The 24,066-nt window shown below is 65.6% G+C and carries 22 protein-coding genes and 1 tRNA gene; 11 read left to right on the top strand and 12 right to left on the bottom strand.

Features of this window, described 5'->3' with window-relative positions; genetic code table 11:
- The 6 genes from C3Y92_RS11300 to C3Y92_RS11275 all read right to left on the bottom strand — a co-directional run bounded on the left by C3Y92_RS11300 (window position 1) and on the right by C3Y92_RS11275 (window position 4,960).
- Window positions 1–918 (bottom strand): DMT family transporter, encoded by a 918-nt coding sequence (locus tag C3Y92_RS11300; protein ID WP_129352586.1) that lies wholly within the window; start codon window positions 916–918, stop codon window positions 1–3.
- Window positions 919–952: 34 nt separating this feature from the next.
- A complete protein-coding gene (locus C3Y92_RS11295; RefSeq protein ID WP_129352584.1) occupies window positions 953–1,864 on the bottom strand; it encodes an AraC family transcriptional regulator in 912 nt (303 codons plus the stop codon).
- 70 nt (window positions 1,865–1,934) lie between these two features.
- On the bottom strand, window positions 1,935–2,873 hold the full coding sequence (locus tag C3Y92_RS11290; protein WP_129352582.1) for an MlaA family lipoprotein: 939 nt from the start codon (window positions 2,871–2,873) through the stop codon (window positions 1,935–1,937).
- Window positions 2,874–3,011: 138 nt separating this feature from the next.
- Entirely contained in the window at window positions 3,012–3,602 is a 591-nt protein-coding gene (locus C3Y92_RS11285; RefSeq protein WP_129352580.1) for a Tgt2/MlaC family protein, read from the bottom strand.
- Window positions 3,603–3,647: 45 nt separating this feature from the next.
- Complete coding sequence (gene mlaD / locus C3Y92_RS11280) at window positions 3,648–4,097, bottom strand: outer membrane lipid asymmetry maintenance protein MlaD (RefSeq protein ID WP_129352578.1); 450 nt, start codon at window positions 4,095–4,097, stop codon at window positions 3,648–3,650.
- Window positions 4,098–4,150: 53 nt separating this feature from the next.
- Entirely contained in the window at window positions 4,151–4,960 is an 810-nt protein-coding gene (locus tag C3Y92_RS11275; protein ID WP_129352576.1) for an MlaE family ABC transporter permease, read from the bottom strand.
- 157 nt (window positions 4,961–5,117) lie between these two features.
- Between C3Y92_RS11275 and C3Y92_RS11270 the strand changes: the two genes are divergently transcribed.
- From C3Y92_RS11270 to C3Y92_RS11255, 4 genes are read left to right on the top strand one after another with little or no spacing between them, the layout of a single operon-like run.
- Window positions 5,118–5,753, top strand: coding sequence for a TetR/AcrR family transcriptional regulator (locus tag C3Y92_RS11270; protein ID WP_129352574.1), 636 nt, complete (start codon window positions 5,118–5,120; stop codon window positions 5,751–5,753).
- Window positions 5,750–6,730: an HlyD family secretion protein gene (locus C3Y92_RS11265; RefSeq protein ID WP_129352572.1), complete on the top strand. Its 981-nt coding sequence runs from the start codon at window positions 5,750–5,752 to the stop codon at window positions 6,728–6,730. Before C3Y92_RS11270 ends, C3Y92_RS11265 begins: the two co-directional genes overlap by 4 nt.
- A complete protein-coding gene (locus tag C3Y92_RS11260) occupies window positions 6,727–7,650 on the top strand; it encodes an ABC transporter ATP-binding protein (protein ID WP_129352570.1) in 924 nt (307 codons plus the stop codon). Before C3Y92_RS11265 ends, C3Y92_RS11260 begins: the two co-directional genes overlap by 4 nt.
- On the top strand, window positions 7,650–8,792 hold the full coding sequence (locus tag C3Y92_RS11255) for an ABC transporter permease (RefSeq protein ID WP_129352568.1): 1,143 nt from the start codon (window positions 7,650–7,652) through the stop codon (window positions 8,790–8,792). The genes C3Y92_RS11260 and C3Y92_RS11255 overlap by 1 nt, the downstream gene beginning before the upstream one ends.
- A 71-nt stretch (window positions 8,793–8,863) precedes the next feature.
- On the opposite strand, the gene C3Y92_RS11250 is transcribed toward C3Y92_RS11255, so the two are convergent.
- Window positions 8,864–10,546 carry a glycosyltransferase gene (locus C3Y92_RS11250; RefSeq protein WP_129352566.1) on the bottom strand — a complete coding sequence of 561 codons (1,683 nt, stop codon included), beginning with the start codon at window positions 10,544–10,546 and terminating at the stop codon, window positions 8,864–8,866.
- Window positions 10,547–10,672: 126 nt separating this feature from the next.
- Between C3Y92_RS11250 and C3Y92_RS11245 the strand changes: the two genes are divergently transcribed.
- Window positions 10,673–11,317, top strand: a complete 645-nt coding sequence (locus C3Y92_RS11245) for an L-threonylcarbamoyladenylate synthase (RefSeq protein ID WP_129352564.1) — start codon at window positions 10,673–10,675, stop codon at window positions 11,315–11,317.
- A 6-nt stretch (window positions 11,318–11,323) separates the two neighbouring features.
- Here the strand turns inward: C3Y92_RS11245 and C3Y92_RS11240 are convergent, their stop codons facing one another.
- Window positions 11,324–12,268, bottom strand: coding sequence for a glycosyltransferase family 9 protein (locus C3Y92_RS11240; RefSeq protein ID WP_129352562.1), 945 nt, complete (start codon window positions 12,266–12,268; stop codon window positions 11,324–11,326).
- A 119-nt stretch (window positions 12,269–12,387) separates the two neighbouring features.
- Between C3Y92_RS11240 and C3Y92_RS11235 the strand changes: the two genes are divergently transcribed.
- From C3Y92_RS11235 to pdxA, 4 genes are all read left to right on the top strand, one after another.
- Complete coding sequence (locus C3Y92_RS11235) at window positions 12,388–12,849, top strand: NUDIX domain-containing protein (protein ID WP_129352560.1); 462 nt, start codon at window positions 12,388–12,390, stop codon at window positions 12,847–12,849.
- Between the two features lie 158 nt (window positions 12,850–13,007).
- Window positions 13,008–14,465: a glycogen synthase GlgA gene (gene glgA, locus C3Y92_RS11230; RefSeq protein ID WP_129352558.1), complete on the top strand. Its 1,458-nt coding sequence runs from the start codon at window positions 13,008–13,010 to the stop codon at window positions 14,463–14,465.
- A gap of 183 nt (window positions 14,466–14,648) precedes the next feature.
- Window positions 14,649–16,580 carry a 1,4-alpha-glucan branching protein GlgB gene (gene glgB, locus C3Y92_RS11225; protein WP_129352556.1) on the top strand — a complete coding sequence of 644 codons (1,932 nt, stop codon included), beginning with the start codon at window positions 14,649–14,651 and terminating at the stop codon, window positions 16,578–16,580.
- A gap of 89 nt (window positions 16,581–16,669) precedes the next feature.
- A complete protein-coding gene (gene pdxA / locus C3Y92_RS11220; RefSeq protein ID WP_129352554.1) occupies window positions 16,670–17,680 on the top strand; it encodes a 4-hydroxythreonine-4-phosphate dehydrogenase PdxA in 1,011 nt (336 codons plus the stop codon).
- Window positions 17,681–17,782: 102 nt separating this feature from the next.
- Here the strand turns inward: pdxA and pgi are convergent, their stop codons facing one another.
- The 3 genes from pgi to C3Y92_RS11205 all read right to left on the bottom strand — a co-directional run bounded on the left by pgi (window position 17,783) and on the right by C3Y92_RS11205 (window position 21,845).
- Window positions 17,783–19,432 carry a glucose-6-phosphate isomerase gene (pgi, locus tag C3Y92_RS11215; protein WP_129352552.1) on the bottom strand — a complete coding sequence of 550 codons (1,650 nt, stop codon included), beginning with the start codon at window positions 19,430–19,432 and terminating at the stop codon, window positions 17,783–17,785.
- 195 nt (window positions 19,433–19,627) lie between these two features.
- The gene (locus tag C3Y92_RS11210) at window positions 19,628–21,412 is read right to left on the bottom strand and encodes an aldehyde ferredoxin oxidoreductase C-terminal domain-containing protein (RefSeq protein ID WP_129352550.1); all 1,785 of its coding nucleotides are present in this window, start codon (window positions 21,410–21,412) and stop codon (window positions 19,628–19,630) included.
- On the bottom strand, window positions 21,402–21,845 hold the full coding sequence (locus tag C3Y92_RS11205) for a 4Fe-4S dicluster domain-containing protein (protein WP_129352548.1): 444 nt from the start codon (window positions 21,843–21,845) through the stop codon (window positions 21,402–21,404). Before C3Y92_RS11205 ends, C3Y92_RS11210 begins: the two co-directional genes overlap by 11 nt.
- A 186-nt stretch (window positions 21,846–22,031) precedes the next feature.
- Here C3Y92_RS11205 and C3Y92_RS11200 point away from each other — a divergent pair.
- Window positions 22,032–22,107, top strand: a tRNA-Ala gene (locus C3Y92_RS11200).
- Between the two features lie 77 nt (window positions 22,108–22,184).
- On the opposite strand, the gene C3Y92_RS11195 is transcribed toward C3Y92_RS11200, so the two are convergent.
- The gene (locus C3Y92_RS11195; RefSeq protein WP_129352546.1) at window positions 22,185–22,925 is read right to left on the bottom strand and encodes an SDR family oxidoreductase; all 741 of its coding nucleotides are present in this window, start codon (window positions 22,923–22,925) and stop codon (window positions 22,185–22,187) included.
- Window positions 22,926–23,106: 181 nt separating this feature from the next.
- On the opposite strand from C3Y92_RS11195, the gene C3Y92_RS11190 reads away from it, so the two are divergent.
- Complete coding sequence (locus tag C3Y92_RS11190) at window positions 23,107–24,063, top strand: serine/threonine protein kinase (protein ID WP_129352544.1); 957 nt, start codon at window positions 23,107–23,109, stop codon at window positions 24,061–24,063.
- Window positions 24,064–24,066: the final 3 nt, after the last annotated feature.

Genomic DNA, 24,066 nt, shown 5'->3' with positions numbered 1-24,066 from the left:
TCAGGGATGCGAATCCCGGACCGCCCCGGTTTTTTTGCGCGCTCCGCCGGCCAGACACAGGATGCCGGCCAACACCCCGGCGCAGCCGGCCATTTCCCGCCAGCCAATGGTTTCTCCGCACCACAGCGCGGCGCAGGCCAGGGCGGCCACGGGCATGACGCCGCAGGCCACGCCGGCCGTGGCCGCGTCCACCCGCACCACGCCGTAAAACCAGAACATGTAGGCCGCCGCCGTGACCCCCAGGCCGTAGTAGACGACCTCGCCCACGGCGCGTGGCGGGATATGGCCGAGGTCCAGGGTCAGGGCCTCCCAGACGCCGGGGACAAGAAAGAAGAGTCCGCCCAGAAGCGACACCCACATGGCGGCGGCCAGGGGTGACAGCGGCTCGCGCACGGTGCGGCGCAGGAGTAAAAACACCGCTTCGAAGCACACGGCCAGAAGCACCAGGGCGTTGCCCCAGAAAGGAGCCGGGCCGATGGCCGGCCCGTCGGACGCGAAACCCAGGACCGCCAGCCCGGCCGTGACGCAGCCGATGCCGGCCAGGGCCAGGCGGCCCGGACGTTCCTTGAAGCACACGGCCCCAAGGAGCGTTACCATGGCCGGCGTGGCTGACGCCGTGACCCCGGCCGAGGCGGCTCCGGTGAGCCTCAGGCCCGAGAGCAGGCAGGCCGTGAAGGCAAAAGACCCGCAAGCGGCCTGGGCCAGCAAGGCGTAAAAGGTGGGCCGCGACACCCGGGGAAAACGGCCCTCGACGATCATCACCAAGGGCACGAGCGCCAGGCTCGCCAACAGGAATCGGGCCAGGGAAGCCAAGGACAACGGCAACGCAGCCGTCATGGAGCGGCCCACGGCCACGGACGAGCCGACCAGGACCATGGCCGCGACCAGGGACGCGACCGCCTTGAGGCGTGAAGACATGGCAAGACCTCCACCATCGTCAGGATGGCGGAAACTAGCGGGGACGGCAGCGCTTATCTTGAACGATCTTGCGCCAGGCCCCGGGAGGCAGGCCGAACCGGGCGCGGAAAACCCGGGTCAGGTGGCTTTGGTCGGCAAAACCCACGGCCAGGGCGATGTCGGCCAGGGATTCCGGTCCGGCCAGGCGGTCCCGGGCGGCCCGGCAGCGGTATTCCAACAAATGAGCATGAGGCGGCAAGCCGGTATGGCGGGTCACGGCCCGGGCCAGATGCCAGGGGGACAGGCCGGTCGCGGCGGCCAGTTCCTCCAGGCGCACGTCTTCGGCAAAGCGCTCGGCCAGGATGGCCAGCGTCTGCCCCACGGCTCCCGGTTCCCGGCCGATGGGCGGGGCGGCCGGATGGTCGTCGCCGTGGCGGGCGATCCAGGCGGCCAGCAGGGCGAGCAGGCGCGTCTGTTTGGCCAGGCTCGGGGCCTGGGGCGTCATGAGCAGGCCATGGACACGGCCGAACAGGTCGGCCAGGGCGGCGTCCTCGATGACGCCCGGTCGAAAGTGCGGCAGGCTCGCGCCGGCCGGCAAGGCTTGGGCCAGGGCCGTCGGCGGGAGATAGAGCATGTGGTAGCGCCAGCCTTCGGGCACGGCGGATGCGCCGTCGTGGGGCACGCCCGGCTGGGCCAGGGACAGGCTGCCGGCCGGGGCCACCACCTGGGCTCCCCGGTAGCGGAAGCCCAGGGCTCCCGATTCGATGCGGCCCAGGGCGTATTCTTCATGGACATGGCGGGAAAAACGCTGGCTGCGGTAGCTGGCGCAAAGGGCCAGGACGCCGCCGAGCAAGGGCAGGCGCAGGGCGGTTGTCGTCTCGGCATCAGGGGAGCGCGCCTCGGGTTTGACGGCATCAGGCCGGCCGTGACGGGCTGGTGGGCATGGGGCCTTGGCTGTGGGGGACATGAAATCGGGCCTGTTCCATGAAAAACGCCGCCGCGCCCGGGGGCGCGGCGGCGTCGGTTGTCGCGGCTGGTTACTGGGAGACGGCGTTTCGCCGGTACTGGATGTAGGCGTCCTTGACGGCGGTGTAGGGATCGACCGCCGGTTTGACCACGGCGTCGTAGGATTCGAGCTTGTTTGGCAGGTTGTTGAACACGTCGGCACCCTTGATGATGTAAGACCAGTACCAGGGGTTGTCGTCGCCGTAGATGGACCAGGGGCCGAAGATCCAGGTGAGCGGATTGGCGGCGGCGTCGCCGGCCATGCCGATGGTGTCGCGGGCGGTGGAGGGGCCAAGGAGCGGCCAGACGATGTAGAAGCCATCGCCAACGCCCCAGCGGCCCAAGGTTTGGCCGAAGTCTTCGTTGCCCGGGGCCAGGTTGGGGTCGGCCTTGGCCACGTCGACCAGACCGCCAATGCCCAGCGTGCTGTTGATCATGAAGCGCCCGAACTCCTTGGAAGCCTTCTTGAAGTCCAGCTGAAGCAGGGCGTTTAAGAAGCGGATGGGAAAGATGAAGTTCTGGTAGGCGTTGGTCAGGCCGCTGCGTACCTGTTTGGGGACCACGAAGGCGTAGCCCTTGGCAAAGGGGCGCATGAGGCCGCTGTAGAAGAGATCGTTGAATTTAAACCACGTTTTGTTCCAGTAATAGAGCGGATCGGGCGTGGGCTTGTAGGGCGTTTCCGCGTAGTCGTCAGCCTGGGGTGTGGCCGGGGCCGTCTGGGTGACGGCGGCCACGGGCGCGGCGGCCGGCTTGGCGGCGACGGCTTCGGTCGAGGCGGCAGCTGTCGGTGCAGGAGCCTGGGCCGGCGTCTGGATGGCGGCGGGAGCCGGCGTCTGGACAGCGGCGGGAGTCGGCGCGACGGCCTTGTCGAAATCCTTGCTGGTCTTTTGGCGGCCGTTGCAGCCGGTCATGACCAGGACCGACAGCAGGAGCAGGGGGAGAAGGCATTTTCGGGACAAGGCGGCGGTCATGGCAACTCCACACGGTTCAGCGTTGCGGGAAAGGCAAGCCATCCAAAGCGTCGAACTTCTCTTCGGTAGTGCCTCACGGGCCAGGGCATGTCAAAACCTAATCACGACCAATCGGCGGAATGCTTTCGAAATTTAGGGTCAGGAGCGTTTTTGCGAGATTTTGGCGATCACGGCGTCGGGACTCTCGTTCATGAGGAGCTGGCCGAACTGGCTGCGGTAGTTCTGCACCAGGCTGACCCCTTCGATGACCACGTCGTAGACCTTCCAGCCGCCGCGATCCGTCAGGCGGTAGGCAATGGGAATTTCCTTGCCCTTGCCCATGACCTTGGTGCTCACTTCGGCCTTGCCGCCGCCAAGGTCCTGCTCGGTGAGATACTGCACATTCTCATCGGTATAGCTCTCAATCTTGTCGAGATAGGTGTTTTCCAGCAGTGTGCCGAAAGCCTTGACGAACCGTTCCTGCTGCTCGGGGCTGAACTTGTTCCACTCCGGCCCCAGGGCGCGGCGGGAGAGTTCCTTCATGTCGAAGATTTCGCCGATGGCGGCGATGAGCTTGGCCCGCATGGCCGGCCGGGTATCGGACGCCTTGTAGGCCGGATCGGCCAGCAGGGCGATGATCTTGTCCACGGACTGGGACAGGGTGTCGGTGGCCGGTCCGGCCTGAGCGCCGGCCACGGTCGCGGCCAGCAGGACAAGGGTCAAAACGAGGCGGGAAACGAAACGCTGCATACCGGATACCACCGCTGGTGAGGATGCCGAGGGTGCGGGGAAGGGCTACTTCACGCCGCCGAAAACGTATTTGCCGATAAGATCGCCGAGATCGACCGAAGACTCGGTCTCGACAATCATGCCGCCGGGCGCAAGCGCGTCATCGGACCCGCCCGGGGAAATCTTGACGAACTTGTCGCCGATAAGGCCACTGGTCTTGATGGAGGCGATGGCGTCGTCGGTCAGCCGCACGTCCTTGTCCAGGGTCAGGCCGACCAGGGCGGCGTGGTCCTTGGGATCAAGGCGAATGCCCGAGACCCGGCCGATGCGCACGCCGGCCATCTCCACGTAAGCGCCGTTTTTGAGGCCCGTGACGTCCTTGAACTTGGCCGTGACCTGATAGCCGTCGCCGCCGACGACTTCCAGCTTGCCGAGTTTGACCGTCAGATAGGCCACGCACAGCAGGCCAGCCAGGACAAAGACGCCCACAGACGTTTCCATCGCGTATTTTTTCATGCAACCGGCCTTTTACGGCCAACGTGTCCGGGATGCAACACGCCGGTCCCTTTCTACAGCAAAAACGAGGTCAGGACATAGTCCGCGACCAGGATGACCACGCACGACAGGACCACCGCCGAGGTGGTGGCCAGGCTCACGCCCTTGGCCCCGAAACCGCCCTGGCGGGCATGGGTGAAATAGCCCTCATAACAACAAATGGCGGCTACGAGCAGGGCGAAGACCACGGACTTGATAAACCCACCGGTCACGTCGGCCAGCTCCACCGTGGCGTCGATGCGGTCGAAATACACGCCCGGATTGATGCCCAGGAGCACGCAGCCCGAAAGATAGCCGCCCAGGATGCCGACCACGTCAAAAATGGCCGTCAGCAGGGGAAAGCAAATAAGCGATGCGGCTAGCCTCGGGGCCACCAGAAAGCGCATGGGGTTGATGTCCATGGTGGACAGGGCGTCGATCTGCTCGGAAATGCGCATGATGCCCAGTTCCGCCGCCATGGACGAGCCGGCCCGGCCGGTGATCATGATGGCGGTCAGGACCGGCCCGAGCTCGCGGATGATGGACAGGGCCACGGCCGCGCCGAGAAGGCCCTCGCTGCCGAATTTGACCAGGGTGTAATAGCCCTGCAGCCCCAGCACCATGCCCGTGAAAAGCCCGATGAGCGCGATGACGAAGATCGATTTGACGCCGATGAAATAGACCTGCTGCACGATCTTGGGCCAGGACGGGGCCGGGACAAGGATGCGCCAAAGCCCCTGGAGCGTGAACAGGAACAGTCCGCCGAGTTCGGCCACGAAGCGCAAGGCCGCGCGGCCCACGGCCGTGGCAGGGGATAAAAGCAGGGAAAGGGCGGTCTGGGTCATGGTCGCCTTGGGCCGGGGCGTGGCTGTCTCCCGCTGGCCGGATCACGGATTACACTGCTTTAATCCAAATGGGAAGCGGCGTTCATGTTCTCCTTGACGGTTTCGACTATTCGGTTTAACCAAAATTTTAAACCAAACGGTTAAGTTGGAGTACGCCATGGAAATACCCCCGGACATCGCCTCACGCATCCTCGACGCCGCCGCCGAGGAGTTCGCCGGCCAAGGGTTCGCCGGAGCCAAGGTCGAAGCCATCGCCAAGCGGGCCGGGGTCAACAAGGCCGGCCTGTATTATCATGTGGGCAACAAGGAAAAGCTCTACGAAGCCGTGATGCTGCGGCTTTTCGGCCAGGTGGCCGGAGCGGTGGAACAGGCGGCCGTGCCCGGGCTGTCGCCGGGCGAGGCCCTGGCCGCCCTGGCCGAGGCCCTGGCCGGCCTATTTACGCGCCTGCCCATGCTGCCGCGCATCATGGCCCTGGAGATGGCCTCGGGCGCGGCCAATATGCCGGCGGCGGCCATGATGGAATTTCGCCGCATCTTCGGCGTCACCCGGGGCATTCTGACCCGAGGGCAGGAGGCCGGGCTGCTGCGGCCGGCCGAGCCGGTTTTCGTGCATTTGACGTTGGTCGGCGGCATGATCGTCTACAGCCTGTCCGAGCCGCTGCGCCGGCGCTTTGCCCAGGTGGCCCAGGCCATGGGCATGCGCACGGACATGCCGGTTGGGGAAATGGGCGCGTTTTTGGCCGGCGTACTGGCCAGGGGGCTGGCTGCGGAACCCAAGGAGGGCGGGGCATGAGAGCATTTTTCTGCGCTGCGCTGAGCCTGATGGCCGTGTGCGGCCTTGGTGGCTGCAAGCCGGACGGCCAGACGAGCTATCAAGGCTATGTCGAGGGCGAATTCGTGTACGTTGCCGGCAAGATCGGCGGCCGGCTCGACGAGTTGACCGTTTCGCGCGGGCAGCGCGTCACCCCGGGGCAGCCGCTCTACGTCTTGGAACATGCCTTCGAGACAGCCGCCCTGGCCCAGGCCCAGGCCGATCTGCGCCAGGCCGAGGCCACCCTGGACGACCGCAAGAAGGGACTGCGGCCCGAGGAGATAGACCAGATTGAGGCCGATCTAGGGCGGGCCCAAGCGGCCCGGGATTTGTCGCGCCTCGAATATGACCGCCGGATCAAGCTTTACGGCAGCGAGGTCATCGCCAAGGAAGAGCTCGACACCTCGCGCACCACCCACACCCGCGACAAGCAGCAGGTCCGGGAGTTGGAGGCCAAGCTGGCCACGGGCAAGCTGCCCAGCCGTATCGACCAGATCCGGGCGGCGGCCGATGCCGTGGACGCGGCTCGGGCCATGGTGGCCCAGGCGCGGTGGAACCTCGATCAGATGCGCCAATCCGCCCTGGTCGGCGGGCTGGTCTACGATCTGCTCCACTACAAGGGCGAGTGGACGGCGGCCGGCAGTCCGGTGGTGGTGCTGTTGCCCGACGCCAACGTCAAGGCCCGGTTTTTCGTGCCCGAGGCCGTGGCCGGCAGCCTGAAGCCCGGCCAATCCATCCGCGTGGCCTGGGACGGCGGCGGCGAGGCGGTCGCGGCAACCATCAGCTACATCGCGCCCAAGGTGGAATACACCCCGCCGGTCATCTACAGCCAGGGCTTCCGGGAAAAGCTCGTGGTCATGGTGGAGGCGTCCTTTGACCCCGCCGTCGCGCCGCGCCTGCACCCGGGCCTGCCCATCGACGTCTCCCTAGAGCCGGCCGGGGCAGGGGGCAAGCCGTGAACGCCGGGGGTTCGCCGGCCGTCATCGACGTGACCGGGCTGACCAAGATTTTCGGTCGCAAGGCCGTGGTCGATCACATCGACATGCGGGTCAACCGGGGTGAGATCTACGGCTTTCTTGGCCCCAACGGCTCGGGCAAGACCACGTTTATTCGCATGTTGTGCGGGTTGCTGCGCCCCGATGACGGCCACGGCATGTGCCTGGGCTTCGACGTGCGGGAGCAGGCCGAGCTTATTAAGCCCCACGTGGGCTACATGTCCCAGAAGTTTTCCCTCTATGAAGACATGACCGTGCGGGAAAACCTCGATTTCATCGCCCGCATGTACGCCGTGGCCGACCGGGCGGCCGGGGTTGCCCGCTCCATTGAGCGCATGAACCTGGGCCGGTTTCGCGACCAGTTGGCCGGCACGCTCTCGGGCGGCTGGAAACAGCGCCTGGCCCTGGCCGCCTGCATGATCCACCAGCCGCGCCTGCTGCTCCTGGACGAACCCACGGCCGGGGTCGATCCCATGGCCCGGCGGGATTTCTGGGACGAGGTCCACAAGTTGGCCGGCGAGGGCATCACCGCCCTTATCTCCACCCATTATATGGACGAAGCCGAGCGCTGCCACCGGCTGGCCTACATCGCTTATGGCCATCTGCTGGCTACCGGCACGGTGGGCGAGATCGTGGCCCAGGAAGGGCTTTTCACCTACGAAATAAGCGGCCCGGACCTCTACGGCTACATTGACAAGCTGCGCGGCCTGCCCGGAGTTGAGCAGGTGGTGGCCTTTGGCGTGACGCTGCACGTCAGCGGCCGCGACGGCGACGCTTTGGCCGCAAGCCTCGCCCCCTACGGCGCGCCGCCGCTGACCCTGCGGCGCATTGCCTCCAACCTCGAAGAGGTCTTCATCAGCCTCATGCGCAAGGCGGTGTCGTGATGTCCGGCTTCCTCGGCTTCTCCCCGGCCCGGTTCGGGGCCATGGTGTCCAAGGAATTCACCCAGATGCGTCGGGACCGGGTGACCTTTGCCATGATGGTGGGCATTCCGCTGTTGCAGCTTATCCTGTTTGGCTTTGCCATCAACTCCGACCCCAAGCAGCTGCCCACGGCTATCCTGGACAACGACCGTTCGGTCTTTTCCCGCGACATGGCCGCGGCCATGAAAAACAGCGACTATTTCAAGTTCACCAAGGCAATCAGCACAGAAGCCGAGGCTGACGAGCTGTTGCGCCTGGGCCGCATCCAGTTCGTCCTGACCATCCCCCAGAACTTCGGCCGCGATCTGGTTCGGGGCGTGCGCCCGGTTGCCCTGCTCGAAGCCGACGCCACCGATCCGGCCGCCACCTCCAACGCCGTGGCCGCCATCCGTCAGGCGGCCACCGACGCCTTCAACCGCGACCTCACCGGACCGTTGCTGCCCCTTCGGGCCAAGGACGGGCCGGTCGATCTGCGCCTGCACGCCCGCTACAACCCCGAAGCCGTGACCCAGTACAACATCGTGCCCGGGCTCATGGGCGTGGTGCTGACCATGACGCTGGTCATCATCACGTCCCTGGCCATCACCCGCGAGCGCGAGCGGGGCACCATGGAGAACCTGCTCATCACCCCGGTGAGGCCCACGGAAGTGCTACTTGGCAAGATCCTGCCCTATATTGTGGTCGGCTACATCCAGATGGGCCTTATCGTGGTGGCGGCCAGGCTGTTGTTCGCCGTGCCTTTCGTGGGCAGCCTGCCGCTGCTCTTTTTGGTGTCCTTTCCCTTCATCGCGGCCAACCTGGGCGTGGGCATCACCTTTTCCACCATCGCCCAGAATCAGTTGCAGGCCGTGCAGATGTCGTTTTTTTTCTTTTTGCCCTCGATTCTGCTGTCCGGCTTCATGTTTCCCTTTCAGGGCATGCCCCAGTGGGCCCAGTGGCTGGGTTCGGTCTTGCCGCTCACCCACTATCTGCGGGTGGTGCGGGGTATTGTGCTCAAGGGCAACACGTTTGTGGACATCGTACCGCACATGTGGCCCATCGGGCTGTTCCTGCTCGTGTCGGTGGGGATCGGGATTAAGCGTTACCGGCAGACGCTGGATTGACGTGCAACCATTGCGAGGGGCCGGGGGGATCATCCCCCCGGCGGGGCGCGGGGCGGAGCCCCGATTATTGCCTAGACCCCAAGCGCCTCCACAGCCGCCGCCTTCTCCTTTAAATCCTTGCCTAACAGCGCCAGATTGTCGCGCCACAGCCGGTCGGCGTCGGCGTCGGACACGCAGTATTCAAGCTTGATCTTGTTGCCGAGCACCTGGCTCACTTGGGCCTGGGTCTGGGCCAGGGCCAGGCTTGATCCTTGCTTGTGTCGCACCCGCACGGTCCCGTCGTAGACGCTGGGGAATCCGGCCAGAAACGAGCGGATGTCGCGCTCCAGATCGTCGAACTGGGTGGGATTGAAGCGGATGTCGAAGGGACCGGCCGCCTTGATGGCCTTCTGTGAAAGCAGGTGGCAGCAACCCGACACCGACAGGCAGGGCCTCACGTAGGCGAAAAGCCCGACATCGGCCGCGCCTCGACAGGGTTCGCAGACAAAAAGCCGCTCCTTGGCCTCGGCCATGGACGGCCGGCCCATCTGGGGCGGAAAGAGGTTGAAGTCGGCCGACTGGTGGTCGCGGGGCGGGTCGCAGTCGGTGATGGCGCAACCGACCACCCCGGCCTGGGGATGCTCCCGGGCCGTGGCCAGCAGGCGTGAGAGCCAATTGCGCTCGGGAAAGGCGTCGTCGTCGAGAAAGGCGACATGTTGACACGCCGCCACTTCGGGCACGGACAACAGCCAATTGCGCGCCCCGGGCGCGCCGATGTTGACCGGCAGTCGCACAATGACAAAGCGCCCGGCCGGGAACAGGCCGGCTACGGCTTCGAGCATGGCTCCCGTGCCGTCGGTGGAGCCGTTGTCCAGGACCGCAACCATGGCCTCGCCAAGGTCTGTGGCGGCCAGGTGGGTCAGGCACTCCCGGAAAAGCGCTTCCTTGTTCATGGAATACAGGCACACCGCCGCCTCGCCGGCCCGGGCCGGGCGCGGCGCTTCGCGCTTGCGCGACAGTTCGAAGGCCCGAAGTGTGAGGTTGACGTGCTGGGGCAGGACGCGCCGGACAGCCAGACAGGCGGCCTGGGCGGCCGACCGGTCGCCCAGGCGTTCCAGACAATGGGACGCGCCGACCAGGGCAAACAGTCCCCAGGTCTCGACGTCCAGGGTCAGCAGCTTTTCCAGGGCCGTCTCGGGGGGGCGGCGAAGCCAAGCGAATTCGGCCTCCAGGCGGGCAAAAAGCGGCGGCGGTACGATAGGGGCAAAGCCGCGCAAAAGCGCCTCGGCCTGTTCAACATCGGGCAGGCGACAAAGCGCATGGAAGGCCGGGGCCAGCCGGGCCAGACCGGCGGCGTTGTCTCGGGCGGAAATTTCCAGATAGCGCGCAAGAAGCTCCCGGTCGCCGCTGGCGGCGATGGCCGCGTAGGAGACCTCGTCGTTTTCAAGATTGGGCAGCGCGGCGAGCAGGCCCGTCACGGCCGCCGCCTTGGCCGGCAGGAACGGGGCGTCGGCCTGGGGCCGGGCCAACAAGGCCAGGCTCTCCCGGTCAAAGGGGTCGCGCTGGAAGGCGTAGGCGAGCAGCCCCTTGGCGGCGGCGGCGCAGTCGGGCCGGCCCGGCCCCTGGGCCAGGAGCAGGCCGGCCAGGGAGCGGCGCAATTCCTTTTGCTCGCTGGTCAGGGCCCAATAGGGCAGGGCGTCCAGGACGGCCGGCAAAAAATGGGGAGAGAGCGCGGGCAGCGGCGACAGGGCAGGGCGGCGCGGGTCGATGGGCATGGCGGTCCTTTTCCCTTGGGGGCATTGGTGCTAGGTTGCCTTGGCCCATAGCCCGTCCGGGGCGGCAAGTCCAACTGCCGCCTGCCCGGCGCATCGGGACGCGGCAAACACTCAGGCGGCGCATCCATGCACACGACATCCCTGGCCCGGGCGGCAGCCATCCTGCGCGCCGGCGGCTGCGTGGTCTATCCCACGGAAACCTACTTCGCCCTGGGCGCGCTGGCGGACAACGCCGCTGCCCTGGAACGCATTGTCGCCGTCAAGGGACGGCCTGCCCACAAGCCCTTGCCGCTGCTGGTGGGCGAGCTGGCTCAGTTTATCGAAGTCGTGCCGCCGGGCTTCGCCACCGGGCCGCTTGGGGCCGATTTCGGCGAATTGGCCGCGCTTTTTTGGCCCGGCCCGCTGTCCCTGGTGGTCCCGTGCCGCGAGACGTTGCCCAGGTTGGTCAAGGACGCCGACGGCCGGGTGTCGGTGCGCTTCACACCCCACGAAACGGCGGCGTCGCTTTGCCGGCTGGCCGGCGGGGCGCTGGTGGCCACCAGCGCCAACGTCAGCGGCGGCCCGCCAGCCGCCACGCCTGAAGCACTGGACCCGGAAGTGACGGCGGCCGTGGACGCGGTGCTGACCGCTGGCGCACCCCCGGCCGGCGGCCCGGCCTCCACCGTGGCCGGCCTGTGCGGCGGCAAGCGGCTGACCATTTTTCGCCAAGGCGCGACGCCGGTATCCATCCTGGAGGCGGCCGGCTACCTGTCTGAGGACGTCACGAGCTGACCCGGTTCAGTTTCCTTGTTGGCGGGCGTGTGGTCGCATCGCCGTCAGGGTCATGAGCCGTTCCAGAACGACCTCGTGGCTAACGTCCGCCAGGCAGGGCAGGGGTCGCGGGCAGGCGGCGGCGAAGGCCCCGGACGTCACGACCGCACAGGGCGCGCAGGCCATCCCCGCCGTTATGATGTCCAAGCCGACCGGCCCCCACTGCCGGGGCGAGGTCGGGCCGAAGACCGCCACCCCAGGCACGCCGTGCAGTCCGGCCAGATGCAGGGGGCCGCAGTCCGGCCCAACCACCGCCTGGGCCGTGCGCAGCGCCAACGACAATTCTTCCACCGTCTCGGGCAGCACCATGTCGCTTCCGGCCGGGGCAAGGCCGCGTTCCAGTTCCGCCGGGCCCAGAACATAAACCGGGCGCAGCCCGCGCGCGGCCAGACCCTTGGCCAGGTCGGCCAGCCGGTCCAGGGGCCAGCACTTGTCCGGGTGGCCGGCTCCGGGAAAGAGCAGCACGTCGTCCGTGGTCGGGGCATGGCTTCCGAAAAGCGTTTGGAAGGTCTCGCGCCAGTCCTCGGCCCAGGGGATGCCGTGGGCTTCCAGGGCCTTGCGGTAGAGCGCCCGAGGACTCTCCAGGCTGCCGGGCACGACGCCCGGCAGGAACAGAAAACGGTCGTTTGGCGGCAGCTCCGGCCGGGCGGCCAGGCCGGGGCGGATCAACAGGGTATTGGCCAGGGCCTCGGGCCAGACGGCGGCGGCGAAGCGGGCGTCGAGAGCTCGGCGCAGATCGGGTGGGCAGGGCGCGGCCAGAAACGCGAGCCAGCCGGCCAGGGATGGACGCACGGCCGCAAAGGCGGGCACACCCGGAAAATGCCGGACAACCGACAGAAAAGCCGGCCAAGCCAGGAAAAAATCACCAAGAGCTCCGGCATGTTCCAAAACGATCTTGTCAGGGGGGTTCATTTCGCGTACCCTTGGAAATAGAAAAAGACGTATCTTTATAATTGCTTGAGACTTATTCGGGAAACCGGGCCGGGCAAACGCCCGCCGACAACCACCGCGTCCGCCTGGAGCATGTGACCATGGCCCTTGTCAAACCCTGCCCGCAATGCGGCCACTCCATCGTCCATTACCGCAATCCCGTGCCCACGGTGGACACGCTCATTCATCTGCCCGGACGCGGCGTGGTGCTCATCGAACGCCTCAATGAACCTTATGGCTGGGCCTTGCCCGGCGGGTTCGTGGACTACGGCGAATCGGCCGAGGCCGCCGCCATCCGCGAGGCCAAGGAAGAAACCGGCCTCACTGTGGAGCTGACGAGTCTTCTTGGCGTCTACTCCCACCCCTCGCGCGACCCCAGGCAGCATACCCTAAGCGTCGTCTACATTGCCCAGGCCCTGGACCCCGACGAACTGGCCGCCGGCGACGACGCCAAGAACCTGTCCGTTTTTCCCGTGGGGCAGTGGCCGAAACCCTTGTGTTTCGACCACGAACGGATTTTAAACGACTATGCCACGCTATTAAAACGGGTCAAACCGCTGTGACGCGGCCGGCCTTACGCCAAGGGCGCGGGGAAGGGCTTTTGCCGCGCCTTGTTGCCCCGCAGTCCGCCCGAGGCGGTTGACGGGAAGAACAGACCACATCCCCGGACCCGCGGCTGGCTGCGGCATGGGGAAGAGAACCGGCCCTGCCGAGGAGCGCGATGAAGTTTCATCACAAGGTCCTCTTTGTCGCTTCGGAAATGTATCCCTTCTCCAAGACCGGCGGTCTCGGGGACGTCATGGGCGCGCTGCCCAAGGAACTCAAGCGCCAGGGCGTCAACGTCGCCCTGATCGCGCCCTACTACGGCCGCCTCAACCACGGCGACCACCAGCTGCGGCTGATCTATTCCAAATGCCGCGTCGGCTATCCCTGGGCGCCGATCACCGCCGACATCTACACCGCCACCTGCGACGACGTGCCGGTCTACTTCGTCCAGCGCGGCGAATACTTCGACCGTCGTTTTTATTACAACACCCACGACGGCGACTATTTCGACAACTGCGAGCGCTTCATCTTTTTCTGCCGGGCCACCATGGCCTGGGCCAGCCGACTGGACGGCGCGCCGGCCATTGTCCACGCCCACGACTGGCAGGCCGCCCTGGTGCCGGCCTACCTGCACTTCCTGCGTCCGGCAGCGCCCTTTTGGCGCAACACCAAAACCGTCATGACCATCCACAACCTGGCCTTTCAGGGCCGTTTCGCCTCGCGGCTGTTCTTCGACTCCGGCCTGCCCAAGGAGGCCTGGGGCCTGGACGGCGCGGAATTCTGGGGCGATTTCAACCTGCTCAAGGCCGGCTTGGCCTATTCCGACATCATTACGGCGGTCAGCCCCACCTACGCCCTGGAGATCCTCTCGCCCCAGTTCGGTTGCGGCCTGGAAGGCATCCTGACCAAGCGCGCCCCCCAACTGCGCGGCATCTTAAACGGCGCGGACTACACCGTCTGGGATCCCATAAACGATCGCCACCTGCCAAGCGCCTACAGCCCCGACGACCTCTCTGGCAAGGCGGTGTGTAAGCGCAATCTGGTGGCCGAGCTGGGACTGGACCGGCGGTTTCTCAAACGGCCCATTCTCGGTTTTATCGGCCGCATCCGCGACCAGAAGGGCATTGATCTGCTTATCGACATCATGAGCCGCGTCATGGACAAGGACGCCGCCGTGGTGGTCCTTGGCGAAGGCAGCCTCGATTACGAGGCCGTGCTCTTGGACATGATGGAGAACTACCCCGGCCGGCTGGCCGTGCGCGTCGGCTATACCGAAGATCTGGCCCATCGCATCCAGGCTGGTTCGGACATTTTCCTGATGCCCTCGCGCTATGAGCCCTGCGGTCTGACCCAGATGTACGCCCTGCGGTTCGGCACGCCGCCCGTGGCCACGGCCGTGGGCGGGCTGCGCGACACCATCGTGCCCTGGCCAGACCCCGCAGCCACGGGGTTCACCTTCTCCGAACCCGATCCCGAACTCTTCTACCGGGCCATCCTCGACGCCCTGGAACTCTGGGACCGCCCCGAAGCCTGGAAAGCCATGGTCGTACGGGCCATGCGGGCAGATTATTCCTGGGAAAAGGCGGCCAAGAACTACATCAATCTCTACCGGGAGCTTGGGGCCGACATTTAAGCCGCCGCGAGATCGACACGGCATTGACGCCGTCTTGGCCTCGCGACGCGACCTGCAAAAACGAGAGTATTGACCGCCTTGCTCGTCAGCTGCCTTGTGCGCTTTTCGAGAAGGCGACACCCCGATCCGACGCGCCGGGACCGGCTGGACCAAGGGCCGTCCCGCCCGCCAAAGGAGTTCCCCATGTCCAAAGCCGCCGCTCCGTCCGTGTCCCCCTGCCTGCCCGTGGCCCTGGGCGAACTCGATATTTTCCTTTTCGGCCAGGGCAAGCACTGGGATCTCTACCGGCTCCTGGGCGCGCATCCCTACGACGGGCCGGACGGACCGGGCTACCGGTTCGCCGTCTGGGCTCCCAACGCCCGGGCCGTGTCGGTTATAAGCGACGCCAACGGCTGGACCCCCGGCCTGCAATCCCTGCATCCCGTGGCCGCCTCGGGCATCTGGGCCGGTTACATCCCGGGTTTCGAGAGGGGCTGGCTCTACAAATTTTCCGTCACCCAACAAGACGGCGCGGTGGTGGAAAAGGCCGATCCCTTCGCTTTTTGCACCGAGATGCGGCCCGGCGTGGCCGCTCGGGCCTGGGATCTGGACAGCTACGCCTGGAACGACGGGGCCTGGATGGAGCAGCGCCGGGCGCGCGGCCTGCCCCTGACCGATCCGGTGGCCATCTATGAAGTCCATGCCGGCTCCTGGCGCTGGAAAACCGCCGACTACGGCTCGTTTTATTCCTACCGCGACCTGGCCGAGACCCTGGTGCCCTACGTGCGCGACCTGGGTTTCACCCACATCGAATTCATGCCCCTGGCCGAACATCCCCTGGACGAATCCTGGGGCTATCAGGTCGGCCACTATTTTTCCCCGACCTCGCGCTTCGGTACGCCCGAGGATCTGCGCTACTTGATCGACGTCTGCCACCAAAACGGCATCGGCGTCATCCTCGACTGGGTTCCGGCCCATTTTCCCAAGGACGCCTGGAGCCTGGGCCGCTTCGACGGCACCGGGCTTTTCGAGCACGAAGATCCGCGCCAGGGCGAGCACCCCGACTGGGGCACCTATGTCTTCAATTTCGAGCGCCACGAAGTCAAAAACTTCCTTTTGGCCAACGCGCTCTACTGGTTCAAGGAATTCCATCTCGACGGCCTGCGCATCGACGCCGTGGCCAGCATGCTCTACCTCGACTACTCCCGCCGGGAAGGGCAGTGGATTCCCAACAAGTACGGCGGCAAGGAAAACATCGCGGCCATCGAGATGCTGCGCGAACTCAACGTCGTGGTCCACGAGCATTTCCCCGGCGCGGCCATGATCGCCGAGGAGTCCACCTCCTGGGCCGGCGTGTCGCGGCCGGTCTACACCGGAGGCCTGGGGTTCACCTTCAAGTGGAACATGGGCTGGATGAACGACACCCTGAGCTATTTCGCCAAGGACCCCATCTACCGGGGCTACCACCAAAACCAGCTCACCTTTTCCATGCTCTATGCCTTTCACGAGAACTTCATCCTGCCCCTGTCCCACGACGAGGTCACTCACGGCAAAGGCGCCCTCATTTCCAAGATGCCCGGCGACCAGTGGCAGCAGATGGCCAACCTGCGCCTGTTTTTGGCCTATATGTGGGCCCATCCGGGCAAGAAGCTTCTGTTTATGGGCTGCGAGTTCGGCCAGTGGAAGGAATGGAACTCCCGGGAGCCGCTGGACTGGGCGCTGATGGACTTCCCCAACCATCAAGGCGCGGCGGAACTCGTGCGGGCGCTCAATGCCCTGCACAAGGCCTATCCGGCCATGCACGACCGCGACAATGACTGGACCGGATTTGAGTGGGTGGATCTTTCCGATTACGCCGCCTCGGTCATCACCTTCCTGCGCAAGGCCCCGGACGGGTCGCCGGTCCTTTGGGCCTTTAACTTCACGCCCATCGTGCGCGAGAACTACGCCGTGGGCTGCCGCATCCCCGGCTTCTGGCGGGAGATTTTCAATTCCGACGCCGCGCTTTTCGGCGGCGGCAATATCGGCAACGGCGGCGGCGTCATGGCCCGGCCGGCCGCCTACGGCGACTGGCCCGAATACCTCTCCCTGACGCTGCCGCCCCTGGCCGCCGTGGCTTTGACCCCCGAAGGCTGAAAATGGACGGGAGGAGGCGCGGCCTCCTCCCCAAACCTCCTGTGCCGGGGAATCATCCTTCCGGCTTTTGGTGTTATGGAAGGAAGCCCATGACTGCCCAATCCCCTTTGAAAAACCCCATCCTTCTCACCCTCGGCGACGCAGGCGGCCTTGGGCCGGAACTGGCCTGCCGGCTGCTCGGCGGCCCGGACGCGCCGAAAAACGACCGTTCTGTGGCGCTTGTTGGCCCGGAAACGGCCCTGGTTTGGCACGCAAGTCACCTGGGACTGGCCCGGTTCTGGACGCGCCTGCCCGACTATGACGCCCTGGCCGAAGCCTCCCCCGGCGTTTATCTCCTGGAGCCTCAGGGCTTGGCCGGGTTGCCGGTTGCGGCTGGAAAAGAGACGCCCGAAGGCGGCCGGGCCGCCGGCGAGAGCCTGGAACTGGCCCTGGCCGTCCTGGCCGCTCATCCGGACTGGGGGCTGGTCACCGGCCCGCTGTCCAAGGCGGCGCTCAACGCCGCCGGCTTCGCTTTTCCGGGTCATACCGAATTTCTGGCCGAACGTTCAGGCGTGGGACGTGGCGGGGTGTGCATGCACCTGTGCGGTCCGGTGCTGCGGGTGAGCCTGGTCACCACCCATCCACCCTTGGCCAAGGTGCCGTCGCTGGTCACCTACGACCGGGTGGCCCGCTGCCTGGCCCTGACCTGGGACTACGTCACGCGCCTTGGCGTGGCGGACAAGCCCATTGCCGTGTGCGGCCTCAATCCCCATGCCGGGGAGGGCGGGCTTTTAGGTCGCGAGGATGAGGCAGTGGTGCGCCCGGCCGTGGACGCGGCCCGGGCCAAGGGCGTCGCGGCCGTGGGGCCGCTGCCGGCGGACACGCTCTTTTACCGGGCGGCCCAGGGCGAATTTTCCGCCATCCTGGCCATGTACCATGACCAGGGTTTGCCGCCGCTAAAGCTTTTACACTTCAAGGACACGGTCAACGTGACCCTGGGGCTGCCCTTTGTGCGCACCTCCGTGGGCCACGGCACGGGCTTCGAGCTTGTCGGCACGGGCAAGGCGGCCACAAGCAGCTTGGCCGCCGCCTTGGAGCTGGCCAAGCGGCTGACGGGGTAACCGTGTCTTCCCGCTATCCCCCTTTTAACCCTTTGGGGGGGGCGGGGGCCTGAGGCCCCCGCCCGCCGGAGGCGTCGCTTTGCTGCGACGCGGGGCGCGACACTAGTCGCCCAGACGCAATTCCTTGTAGTAATTGACCAAGCCGTTGGTGGAGCAGTCGTGGGATTTCACTGGCGCGTCGTCCTCCAACTCCTTGAGGATGGTCCCGGCCAGCACCTTGCCGAGTTCCACGCCCATCTGGTCGTAGGAGTTGATGTCCCAGATGGTTCCCTGGACAAAAATCTTGTGCTCGTAGAGCGCGATCAGCGTGCCCAGGGTCTTGGGATCCAGGACGCGATACAGGAACGAATTGGTCGGGCGGTTGCCGGTGAAGGACTTGGCCTTGGATAAAAGCTCCAATTGTGCCTCGTCCAATCCCTTGCCGGTAAGTTCTCCCCGGGCTTCGTCCACGGTCTTGCCCTTCATGAGGGCCTCGGTCTGGGCAAAGAAGTTGGACAACAGCATGTCCTGATGCCGGCCCAGGGGTGTGCGGGTGACGGCGGCGGCCAGGAAATCGCAGGGGATGAGCTTTCGGCCCTGGTGGATGAGCTGGTAAAAGGCATGCTGGCCGTTGGTGCCGGGTTCGCCCCAGATGATGGGGCCGGTGGTGTAGTCCACGAACCGGCCGTCATTGGTGACGGACTTGCCGTTGCTCTCCATGTCGCCTTGCTGGAAATAGGCGGCGAACCGGGTCAGGTGCTGGTCGTAGGGCAGGATGGCCTGGGTCTGGGCCCCGAAGTAATTGTTGTACCAGATGCCGAGCAGTCCCATGACCACCGGAATGTTGCGCTCCAGGGGCGCGGACCGGAAATGCTCGTCGGCGATAAACGCGCCTTCGAGCATGGCCTCGAAGTTGTCGAAGCCCACGGCCAGGGCGATAGACAGGCCAATGGCCGACCACAGGGAATAGCGCCCGCCGACCCAATCCCAAAAGGCGAACATGTTGGCCGTGTCGATACCGAAGGCGGCCACGGCCTCGGCGTTGGTGGACAGAGCCACGAAATGCTTGGCCACGGCCGCCTCGTCGCCGGCCTGGGCGAGAAACCAATCCCGAGCGTCATGAGCGTTGGCCATGGTCTCCAGGGTGGTGAAGGTCTTGGAGGCGATGATGAAAAGAGTCGTCTCCGGGGAGACGCGCCTTAGCGTGTCCACCATGTGCGCGCCGTCCACGTTGGAAACGAAATGCGACGTGATGCCGGGCACGGCATAATGGGCCAGGGCCAGGCTCGCCATCTGCGGCCCCAGGTCCGAGCCGCCGATGCCGATGTTGACCACGTCGGTGATGGCCTTGCCGGTGTATCCCTTCCACTGGCCGGAATGGACGCGGCCGCAAAAAATGCGCATCTGGTTGAGCACCTTGTTGACGTCGGGCATGACGTCGCGGCCGTCCACCGCGATGGGCCGGTTGGCGCGGTTTCGCAGGGCCACGTGGAGCACGGCCCGGTTTTCGGTGCGGTTGATCTTTTCGCCGGCGAACATGGCGTCGCGCCGGGCTTCCACCCCGGCTTGCCGGGCCAGGTCGAACAGCAGGCCCAGGGTCTCGTCCGTGACCCGATTCTTGGAATAATCGAACAGGACGTCGCCCAGGCGCAGGGAATAGTTGTCGAACCGGCCGGGGTCGGCGGCGAACAGGTCGCGCATGTGCAGTTCCTTGACGCGCTCATGGTGAGCGACGAGGGCGCTGTGGGCCGGATGCTCGGTGAGTTGGGCCATGTCTGGTCTCCTTTGACCGTCAGGGGCTTAGGATCGAGGCCTTGGCCGGGGCGGGCACGGCCGGACGACGTTTCTGCCATAACACGCCGTGGTTGCGGAAAAAAGAATAAAATACGGCATCGGCCCCGGTTTGGGGCCGATGCCGTATGGCCTAGCATCTCGCCGCGTCGATTGCACGGCGGGGACGGCGTTTTATTACATAGCCGGCGGTTGGGGCTCGGCGGCGGCAGGCGGCGCGCCGAGTTCGGCCACGGCCTCGGCATAGGCGGCCCGCAGGGCCTCCATGTAGACCGCGTCCACCGGCCCCTTCCAGGTGGTCACCTCGGTGAAGCGCTTGGGAATGCGCGTGGCCCTGGGATCGTAGCCGGTGGCGATCTTGAGCCGCCAGCGGGCGCGCCGGGCGTTCTCGGCGGCGGCGTCAAAGGAGCCGGCCAGTTCCTCGTGGCCCAGGCAGCCGAGCACCGAGGCGATGACTTCGGGCTTGTAGACCTCCCGGGCGAAAAGGCAGGCCACAAGGCAGGTGAGAAGCACCCGTTCGCGTTCGTCCTTGACAAGGAAATCCACCACCTTGGCCACGTCCTGCTCCTTGTGCTTCTGGTCGTAGGAGTAGGCCCCGGTATCGAGGTGGGAATGACGGAAAGCGACGGTCTGGGAGGCAAAATAGGTCTCGCCCGTGGCGTAGCCGGCCATTTCCTGCCCCAGCACGCAGGCGTAGTCGGCCCCGCCGTAATGGGCGGCGGCGGCCATGGCGCCCTGGCCAAGCAGCGCATAGAAGTCGTTGGCCTTGTGGCCGATGAGCCACATGGCGCGCTTTAGGGCGGCCGCGTCGCCGAAGGCGAGCTTCACCTCGGTTTCCTTTTCGGAAATGACGCCCTTTTGCGTGGCCTCCACGGCCCAGGCCAGGGCCACGCCGGCCGAGATGATGTCCAGACCCTGGCGGTCGGCCATGTCGTTTATCGCCAGCACCTCCACCGGATCGGTCACGCCAAGCATGGGGCCGGCCGCGAAGTTGGGCTCGTGGTCGTAGGCCACCTGATGGATGGCGAAACGGTGGGAAGTCGAGAACATCTCGCGCACCATGCCGACGTGGATGCAGCCCACCGGGCAGCCGGCGCAGGCGGCGTTGTGCATGAGGAGCTTTTCGGCAAAAGCCTCGCCCGAGACCTTGTCCGCCTCGGCGTCGCTGGTGGCGGCCAAGTTGCGCCAGGGCAGGGACTTGAGTTCGTTTAAGGGCAGCACGTTGGCCGGGGTGCCGAGGTTGTGGTATTTTTCCATCATCCCCGAAGACGTGACCTTTTCGTGAATGTCCTTGAAAAGCTTGGCGTAGCCCTTGTCGGCCGGAAGGGGCAAGTCGCCGTCGCCCTGCAGGACGATGCCTTTGAGGTTTTTCGCGCCCATGACCGCCCCGGCCCCGAGGCGGCCGAAGTGGCGGTAGGTATCGACGTTGATGCAGGCGTAGCCCGAGCCGTTTTCTCCGGCCGGGCCGATGCGCAGGATGCTGCGGTGGCCCGAGGCCCCTTCGGCGATTTTTCGCAGGAGCTTGCCCGTGGTGAACACGTCGGCCCCGGCCAGATAGTGGACGTCGAGGCGTTCGATGCGCCGCGAACCGACCACCAGGGTGGAGAGCCTCGGGGCCTTGCCCACCACCACCAGGGCGTCGTAGCCGGCAAAACGCAGGGACAGGGCCGAACGGCCGCCGGCGTGGGATTCGGCGTAGTTTTCGTTGTAGGGCGATTTGAAGCCGCACACGGTCTTGCTCATGAGCGGGAAATAGCCGGTGGCCGGACCAATGGCGAAAATCAGCGGCTGGCGGGGATCGAAGGCCGGGGCCGTGGGCAGGCCATATTTTTCGTAGAGGAGCGCCGCCAGCCCCGAGCCGCCGAGGTAGTCCCGCCGACCGGGCAGGATGGCCAGTTCGCCGCGACCGCGTTCGAGGTCATAGACCAGGACGCGGAACAGATCGTTTGCCTCATTCGACATGGCAACTCTCCAGGCAGGGGGCGGCGGGCGTGTCGGCCTCGACCAGCTCCAGGCAGTCATGGGGGCAATAGGCGGTGCACTGGCCGCAGTGCAGGCACACGGCGGGATTGCCGGCCGCGTCAAGATTGATGGCGTCCACCGGACAGGCGGCGGCGCATTGGCCGCACTGGATGCACAGGGATTTTTTGAGGGTTACCCCGCCGCCGGACTTGCGTTGGCGCATGGCCCCGGTGGGGCAGGCGGCAGCGCACGGGGCCGGGTCGCAGGCCAGGCACAGGATGGCCTGGAAGCCGCTGGACACGCCGCCGGTGGATCGGATGCGGATGCCGGCGGTTTGCCAGGACATGGACTTGTAAACCAGCCGGGCGCAGGCCAGGGAACAGGAATGGCAACCTATGCAGCGCTCCATGCGCAGGGCGCGATGGATCTTCATGATCAGGTCTCCAGAGGCGAAATCGCCAAAAAAGGCATAATGGTTTCGGGTATCTTTCAATTGGGATAGTGGCATCAGGAACGCCCGAGGTCAACCGCACTCCGATGACATTTGGCTAACGCCACGAAAACGACAAAGGATTTCTTGACCGGGCCGAGGATTGCGCTTAATAACCTTCTTCCCAACGGGGGCGTAGCTCATCTGGGAGAGCGATGCGTTCGCAACGCATAGGTAGTGGGTTCAAGTCCCATCGCCTCCACCATTGGAATGTCAGGGCCTTGCGGCAATTTGCCGCAAGGCCTTTTTTCTGGTCCGACTCCGGGAGCGCACCACCCCCGGCTACGCCATGCCCCCGTTGGCTCGGATGACCGCGCCGTTGATCCAGCCGCCGCTCTCTCCCACCAGAAACGACACCACCCCGGCCACGTCCTCGGGCGTGCCGAGCCGGCCCAGGGGCGTTGCCGCGACGATGCGCTCCACCATCTCCGGCGTCTTGCCCGTCAAAAAAAGCTCCGTGCCAACCGGCCCCGGAGCCACGGCCGAGACGCTGATGCCGCGCGGCCCCATTTCCTTGGCGAAGATGGCGGTCATGGTTTCCACCGCCGCCTTGGTGGCCGCGTAAACGGCGTAGCCGGCCGGCCGTAGCCCGACCACGCTGGAGGAAAAATTGACGATGCGCCCATTGTCGCGCAGCCGGGTCGCGGCCAGACGCAGCATGTTGAACGTGCCGCCGAGGTTGATGGACACGATGCGCTCGTACAGTTCGTCGCTGGTGTCGGCCAGGGAAACCACTCCGGGTTGCATCACCCCGGCATTGTTGACGATGACGTCCACGTTGCCAAAGACGGCTTCGGCCGCCTCGAAAAGCGCGGCCGCATCGGCCGGATCGGACACGTCGGCCCCGATGGCCACGCCATGCCCGCCCTCGGCCACAATGTCGCGCACAACAGCCTCCGCCCGGGTTTGCCCAGTCACGTAATTGACCACCACCGCCAGCCCGTTCGCAGCCAGGCGCCGGGCCACAGCCGCGCCGATGCCCCGGGACGCGCCGGTGACAATGGCCACGCGTTTGTCCGCCATGAGTCCTCCCCCCATCCTGTCCGCGTTCGTATTGCCGGAATCGGCCCAACGACGACAGACGTCGTTTGACATTAGCCCGTCCACAAGCCCGGGACAAGCCGTCCAATACGCCCCAGGCGTTGCCCAAGATCCCAAAATCGGGCACAGGTATAGGAAACGTCCAACCGCCACGGAGGCGTCCTTGGCCCCATCCGCCCGCGAACTGCTCACCCGTCTGGCCCCGGATTTTCCGGCCCGCCACGTCGGGGAACTCTACGACGACACCAGCGAATTCATGCGCATCGGCTACGGCGACGTCATGGTCCTTGGCGAGCGCCACTTCCTGGTGCTGCGCGACGAGGCCGAACGCCGCTTCGGCATGGAAGACCCGAAATACTGGGTCAAACGCTGCCGCTGTCTGGAAACCGGCGGCCGTAACATCGTCAAGCTCGTTTTCCACGAGAACTTTCCCATGACCATCGGCTCCATGGTGGTCACCTGCACACGAAGCCCGCGCAAGGAGACCCGTATCCTCGACCTCGTGCGCGGCGACCCGCGCTTTATGCAGGGCGAGACCATCTACGACGTGGCCGGCAATCCCGTGCGCATCCTCGACCTTGTCGCCGGCAAGCGCCTGGACGAAAAGATCGAGGCCCTGGAAATGCCGCATCGCGACTATTTCCACGACCTCTTCCCCACGGTTCTCGAACGCTTCATCGAGGCCTGCCAGGCCATCAAATGGCTCCATGACCGCAATGAAAAGCACGGCGACGTGCGCCGCGACCACCTCTACGTGCTCCACGATTCCGGGCAGTATTGCTGGATCGATTTCGATTACACTTTTGACTTCCAGGAAAGCCCGTTTGGCCTCGACCTCTTTGGCCTGGGCAACATCATCCAGTTCCTGGTCGGCATGGGGCAGCACACCACCCAGTCCGTCTCGCCGGCCATGCGGGCGCAGATCACCAGCGACGATTGTTCCATCATGTTCCCCAATCGCATCGTCAATCTGCAGAAGCTGTTTCCCTACATCCCGCTGGAACTGACCAATGTCTTGCGGCGATTTTCCCTGGCCGCCGAGGTCTACTATGACACGGCCGGCGAACTCATCGACGACCTTTGCCGCGCCCGCCAAGCCCTTGGCCGCAGCGGCGTCTGAACC

The organism is Solidesulfovibrio carbinolicus, from assembly GCF_004135975.1.
Taxonomy (GTDB): Bacteria; Desulfobacterota; Desulfovibrionia; order Desulfovibrionales; family Desulfovibrionaceae; genus Solidesulfovibrio; species Solidesulfovibrio carbinolicus.
The sequence above is the reverse complement of the archived record's forward strand: the minus strand, read 5'-3'. Positions and strand labels throughout refer to the sequence as shown.